This is a genomic window from Pseudarthrobacter sp. DSP2-3-2b1, assembly GCF_049895945.1.
Lineage (GTDB): Bacteria > Actinomycetota > Actinomycetes > Actinomycetales > Micrococcaceae > Arthrobacter.
In genome coordinates this window covers 1-787 of sequence record NZ_JAFCTI010000029.1, presented here as the reverse complement: position 1 = coordinate 787, position 787 = coordinate 1, and the positions used below count along the sequence as shown (strand labels likewise).

The window sequence follows — 787 nt, the reverse complement described above, 5'->3', positions numbered from 1 at the left end:
CCAGCTCCTGGACCTGGGTACAGTCAAGATCAACACGGACGCCTTCGAGAAATCGCTGCTGCCTTCCGGCCAGATCAGGGGCAAGACCTACGGCATCCCCACCAGCACCAACGCCTTCGCCGTCTACTACAACCCCGAGAAGCTCGCCCCACTGGGCATCGCAGAGCCGGACGGCAGCTGGACCTACGCGGAATACAACGCGTTCCTGACCGAGGTCGGAGCCAAGGGCGGCGGCGCTCTCTTCGGCTCAACGGACTACACCTCGGTGTGGTGGATGTTCAACATCTGGCTGCGCCAGAACAAGATCGAGGCCTTCACCGAGGATGGCAAGCTCGGCTTCACCAAGGATGACCTGAAGAAGTGGTGGAACCTCACCGCGGACCTGCGCGGCACCCCGGCCCTCATTTCGGAGGAGCGCTCCACCCAGCTCGCCCCCAAGTCTGGGTTTGGCTCGGGTGTGACCGCCTCTGAGGTCACGTGGGATAACTTCATGGCCGGTTACCTCGCCGACAGCGGCGCCAAGGAACTCAAGCTCGTTCCCGTCCCGTCGGATGACAAGGACAACCTGGGCCTGTTCCTGAAGCCCTCCATGCTGATGGTTGCCAGCGCGAAGACCAAGTACAAGGAAGCGGCTGCCCGGTTCATCGACTTCATGGTCAACGATCCCGAGGTGGGCCAGATCTTCAAGACCTCCCGCGGTGTTCCGGCCTCGAAGACCCAGCGTGACGGCACCACCTTCGAAGGTACCGACAAGCTGGTTGTTGACTACGAGAAGTCCATTGAGAAG

At 61.6% G+C, this 787-nt stretch carries 1 protein-coding gene; it reads left to right on the top strand.

The features are described 5' to 3' along the window. Positions 1-787: ABC transporter substrate-binding protein (locus tag ACP7AX_RS19170; protein ID WP_426228780.1), on the top strand; the 787-nt coding region annotated here is incomplete at both ends.